The following is a 4712-nucleotide window of genomic DNA, read 5'->3' on the forward strand; positions in this document are numbered from 1 at the left end:
CGCACCACCGCCACGATCGGCGCGCTCGCCGTCGCCCTCGCCGGGGCGGTCCTGCCCGCGCAGGCCGCCGCGCCGTCGGCCGTCGCCGCCGCGCCGGACGAGACCTCGGTCTCGCTCGACCTGTCCGGCACGTGGCGCTTCCAGCTCGGCGACGACCCGGCGTTCGCCGACCCCGCGTTCGACGACTCGACCTGGACCGAGCTCCAGGTCCCCGAGGTCCAGGGCGCCCCGCAGTTCGACACCTACGACGGCTTCGCCTGGTACCGGCTCACCTTCGACCTGCCGGCCGGGGCGGAGGGCGCCAACCTCGTCGCCTCGCTGGGCTTCCTCGACGACGTGGACGAGGCGTTCCTCAACGGCGTGCGCATCGGCGGCTCCGGCTCCATGCCCCCCAACGCCCAGAGCCAGTGGTTCGAGCGGCGCCTGTACCCCGTCCCGGCGGAGGCGCCGGTCTTCGGCGGGAGCAACACCCTCGCCGTCCGCATCTACGACATGGATGGCGGCGGCGGCTGGTACCAGGGCCCGGTCGGCCTGTTCTCCAAGGACGCCGTGCGGTCCGAGGTCTACGGCGTCGAGGGACCGCTCGCCGACGACGCGACCACCGCGTGGGCGACCGCCCTGCTCGACCGGCAGGCCGCGGCGCTCGCCGCGGGAGACGTGGACGCCTACCTCGCCACGCTCACCGCGGACTACGTCCACGACGGCCGCGACCTGGACCGCCGCGAGCGCGAGCTGCGCACGTGGCTGGAGCAGTCCGGCGGCACCCTGACGCTGTCCGACACGGGCGTCGAGGTCGTCGAGGCGGCCGACGGCCGGCTCATCGTGGACACCAACCGCACCATCACGGGCACCCGGGACGGGCAGCCCTACACGTTCGACGAGGCGGGCCAGGAGTTCCTCGTCCTGGACCGCGCGTCGCGGCTCGAGGCGGGCAACCGCTCGCGGTTCTTCCGGGACCACGTCGACTCCGCGCTCGAGGGCGACCGCCGGGAGTTCGTCACGTACCTGCCGCCGTCGTACTTCGCCGAGCCCGACCGGGAGTACCCGGTCGTGTACCTCCTGCACGGCTTCAACGGCGGCAGCCGTGAGTGGGAGCCGCGTGACATGGACGCGCGACTGGACGAGCTGTTCACGACCGGCGGCCTGGAGGAGTCGATCGTCGTCATGCCCGACGGCGAGTCCCTCTGGTACGTCGACCACGCCGACGGCGTGCCGTGGCGCAGCATGTTCCTCACCGAGATGCTGCCGCACGTCGCCGCGGAGTACCGGACCGTCGAGGCGCGGGAGTTCCGGGGCCTGAGCGGGATCTCGATGGGTGGCTTCGGTGCCTACTCCATCGGCCTGGCCAACCCGGACCTCTTCTCCTCCCTCGCCTCGCACATGGGCGCGCTCAACATCCCTGCCGCCTTCCTCGGCATCCGGGAGGAGACCCCGACGCCGCCGCCGACCGCCGTGGCCGCGGCCATGACGACCGAGCAGCTGGCCCGGCACACGTACTTCCTGGACGCGTGCGAGTTCGACGGCTTCGCCTTCGACGACACCGTCCGCACCTTCAGCGCCACGCTGACCGCCAAGGGCGTCGACCACACCGCGGTCGTCTACCCCGAGGGCATCCACAACGACGACTGCTGGCTGCCCCACATCGACGACTCGTTCGGCCTGCACACCGCCCAGGTGCGCGCGGCCCTCGAGGCGGACACGACCGCCCCGACGCTCACCGCGTCGGTCGACGGACGCACCGTCACGCTCGCCGGCGACGACGACCTGGCCCTGGCCCGGCTCGAGTACGCCGTCAACCGCAACGACGGCACGTTCGAGCTGTACACGGGCCCGATCACCCTGCGGGACCGCGCGGCGACGCTGCGCGTGCGGGCCGTGGACGCGGCGGGCAACGTCAGCGCGGTCCAGACGGTGAAGGTCATGCCGTCGCGGGCCGGGGGCCGCTGAGCGGCTGACGCCCCGCTGAGGGGCACGTGACCGGGCCGTCTCCGGTCGAACGACGGGCGGGTGGTGCTCCGGCACCCCCGCCCGTCGTCGCGCCTGGGCGGTCGACGAGCGCATGATCGGCGCCGGTGCCACAGTGATCGGATGACGACCTCCGCCCACGGGTCCGCGTCGCGGGCCGCGCAGCACCCCGCCTTCCGCAAGGGCGCCCGCCTCGGCTACGCCGCGAACGGGCTCGTCAACGTGGTCATCGGCTGGATCGCCCTCCAGCTGGCCGTCGGTGCGGCCTCGGGAGGTGGCCAGGACGCGAGCGCCTCCGGCGCGCTGCGCACGCTGGCCGACCAGCCGTTCGGCCAGGTCCTGCTCTGGCTGGCGCTCGCCGGGTTCGTCCTGCTCGGGCTGTTCAGCCTCGTGGCCGCCTTCATCGGCGGGGAGACGAAGGACCGTGCCAAGGACGCGGCCAAGGGGGTCGTCTACCTGGCGCTCGCCGCCACCACCCTCGGCATCGTGACCGGTACGGGATCCGGTGGGGACGGCACCAGCGGCATGACGGCGACGCTCCTGCAGCAGCCGTTGGGGCGGATCCTGGTCGGCCTCGTCGGGCTGGCGATCGTCGCCGTGGGTCTGTACCAGGCGCACAAGGGCTGGACGAAGAAGTTCCTGCAGGACCTGCGCGAGCGCCCGCCGTCGTGGGTCGTCATCGCGGGGCGCGCCGGCTACGTGGCGCGCGGTGTGGCGTTCGTCGTCCTCGGCGGTCTGCTCGTCTCGGCGGCGACCGCGAGCGACTCCGCGCAGGAGCAGGGCCTCGACGCCGCGCTCCAGACGTTCCGCCAGGCACCGTACGGCCAGGTGCTCCTCGGTGCGGTTGCCCTCGGCTTCATCGCCTACGGCGTCTACTCCTTCGCCCGCGCCAAGTACGCCCGGCTCTGACCCCACCCCCGACGACCGTCCCGCCCGGCGGGCGCACGCCGTCGCTAGCCTGACCGGCGTGACGACCCGCGAGGACGACCTGGAACCGGTCGAGCTCATCCGCCAGTCCGGCACTGTCCTGCGCATGGGCAAGGCGATGCTCGCCTCCGGCACGGGGTCCTACCGGGTCAAGACCGCCATGCAGCAGGTGGCCGCGGCGCTGGGCCTGGACCGGCACCAGGCGCACGTCACCCTCACCGAGATCACGGCGACGTCGCACCGCGGTCCGATCTTCCGCACGGAGGTCGCCGAGGTCCGGGCCATCGGCGTCAACGCGCACCGGCTCGAGGCGCTGACGCACCTGGCCAACGGGCTGCGGCCCGGCGCGACGGTCGAGCAGGTCAACGCCGAGCTCGACCGCATCGAACGCCTCCGCCCGCTGTACCCGGCGCTGCTCAACGCGCTGTTCGCGGCGGTCGCGTGCGGGGCATTCGCCTTCCTCAACAACGGTGGTCCCGTCGAGGTGCTCGGGGTGTTCCTCGCCGCGGGCCTGGGGCAGGCGGTCCGGCGGTACTTCCTGCACCGGCACGTCAACCAGTTCGCCGTCACGGGCGTGGCCGCCGCCGTCTCCTGCCTCGTCTACCTGGGGTTCGTGGAGGCGCTGGACGCGCTCGCCGACGGCGCCGGTCGGGGCCACGAGGCCGGGTACATCTCCGCCGTCCTGTTCCTCGTCCCGGGGTTCGCCCTGGTCACCGGGGCGCTGGACCTGGCCAAGTTCGACTTCTCCGCCGGCGTCGCCCGGGAGGTCTACGCACTCGTCGTCCTGCTGGCGGCCGGCATCTCGGTGTGGGCGGTCTCCTGGGTGACCGGGCTCGTGCCGGACCCGGCCGCCGCGCTGGCGATCCCCGCCGCCCTGGAGCTGGTGCTGCGGCTGGTCGCGAGCTTCCTCGGGGTGCTGGGCTTCGCCCTCCTGTTCAACTCACCCCTGCGGATGGCGCTCGCGGCGGCGGGCATCGGGATGGTCGCCAACGTGCTGCGCCTGGAGCTGGCGGACCTGGGCATGGCGATGCAGGCGGCGGCGATGATCGCGACGTTCGTCGTCGGGCTCCTCGCTGCCGTCGTCGCACCCCGGCTGCGGCTGCCGCGCATCACGCTGTCGGTCCCCGCCGTCGTGATCATGGTGCCGGGTGCCGCGGTCTACCGGACCTTCGTCAGCCTCAACAACGGGGACGCGGAGGTCGCGGTGACCGCGGGTGTCCAGGCGCTCTTCGTGGTCATCTCCATCGCGATCGGGCTCGCCGCCGCACGCATCCTCACCGACCGCGCCTGGGGCTTCGAGCGCTAGGGCGGTGCCTTTGCTCCCTGGTCGCGGCGACGGGTACCCTGACCGACGCAAGGCCTGGAGACGTCGCATAGTCAGGTCTAGTGCGCGGCCCTGCTAAGGCCGTGAGGGGTGCAAGCCCCTCCGTGGGTTCAAATCCCACCGTCTCCGCTGGTGTGATGTCCCAGGACATCACGGACGCCCGGACCCCGTGATCGTGGGTCCGGGCGTTCTTCATGGGCTCCGTGAGGTCGGTCGTCGCGGGCGGGGTCGACGGTCGGCCGCGCAGGGCGTCCCGGTGCGTGGGGCCATGCGCTGCGGTGAGCGCCGCGTGCCCGTCGGTGATCGCTACGGAACTTCGACGCCTGCCCTCGACCGTGCGCGCCCCGCGCGGGCAGAGTGAGCGCCATGTCCACGACGTCCGCGCGGCCGCCCGCGCCGAGGGTCCCCGACGCGCCGTCGTCGGTGCCGCCCGGCGTCGACCGGACGGCCGTCCTGGGGTCCGACGGCGGGTCCGGGCTCGCGGCCGACGGCGGGG

General features: G+C 73.4%; 3 protein-coding genes and 1 tRNA gene. All 4 read left to right on the forward strand.

Features of this window, described 5'->3' with window-relative positions; all coding sequences use genetic code 11:
- Window positions 1-1947 (forward strand): alpha/beta hydrolase-fold protein (locus N866_RS20025; RefSeq protein ID WP_245612603.1); only part of this gene is annotated, 1947 nt, incomplete at its 5' end.
- 141 nt (window positions 1948-2088) lie between these two features.
- Window positions 2089-2874, forward strand: coding sequence for a DUF1206 domain-containing protein (locus tag N866_RS14340; RefSeq protein WP_034227541.1), 786 nt, complete (start codon window positions 2089-2091; stop codon window positions 2872-2874).
- Window positions 2875-2932: 58 nt separating this feature from the next.
- Window positions 2933-4198 (forward strand): threonine/serine exporter family protein, encoded by a 1266-nt coding sequence (locus tag N866_RS14345; protein ID WP_034227542.1) that lies wholly within the window; start codon window positions 2933-2935, stop codon window positions 4196-4198.
- A gap of 56 nt (window positions 4199-4254) precedes the next feature.
- Window positions 4255-4345 (forward strand) — tRNA-Ser (locus N866_RS14350).
- The last annotated feature ends 367 nt before the right edge of the window (window positions 4346-4712 follow it).

Origin of the sequence: Actinotalea ferrariae CF5-4, from assembly GCF_000603945.1 — a bacterium.
In the GTDB taxonomy this organism is placed as follows: domain Bacteria; phylum Actinomycetota; class Actinomycetes; order Actinomycetales; family Cellulomonadaceae; genus Actinotalea; species Actinotalea ferrariae.

Excerpts from the sequence above, each read along its gene's own strand:
- N866_RS14340 (WP_034227541.1), top strand. The coding sequence starts at position 2,089 with ATGACGACCTCCGCCCACGGGTCCGCGTCGCGGGCCGCGCAGCACCCC.